Origin of the sequence: Mesorhizobium sp. M4B.F.Ca.ET.203.01.1.1 (genome assembly GCF_004791025.1) — a bacterium.
Lineage (GTDB): Bacteria > Pseudomonadota > Alphaproteobacteria > Rhizobiales > Rhizobiaceae > Mesorhizobium > Mesorhizobium abyssinicae.
Window position 1 is genome coordinate 1 of record NZ_SRUO01000137.1, and the last position, 354, is coordinate 354.

At 67.8% G+C, this 354-nt stretch carries 1 pseudogene; it reads left to right on the forward strand.

The features are described 5' to 3' along the window. Nucleotides 1–83 precede the first annotated feature (83 nt). Nucleotides 84–354, forward strand: a pseudogene (locus EN846_RS35520) (GNAT family N-acetyltransferase); the annotation flags it as partial.

A 354-nucleotide genomic window follows, 5' to 3' on the forward strand; every position in this document is an offset into this window, starting at 1 on the left:
CCGGCTTTGGGTTCATCGGCCTTTACATCTGCCGACCGGGCAACCGCGGCCAAGGCCATGGCAAGGCAGTCTGGGATGCCGGCATGACAAGGCTCGGTGGCCGGATCATCGGCCGCGATGGCGTGGCCGAGCAGCGGGCCAAGTACCAGCGCATGGGCTTCGTGCCAGCCTATGAGACGGTTCGCTACAGCGGACGACCCGACGGCCTGATTCGCGGCGCCGACATCCGGCCAGCGACGCCGGAGAGCTACGCGGCTATCCAGGCCTACGACCGTCAGTGCTTTCCAGCACCGCCGCGGGTGTGTCTCGAAGGATGGCTGCGAGCGCCGCGGATGGCGCTGATCGCGAGCGATC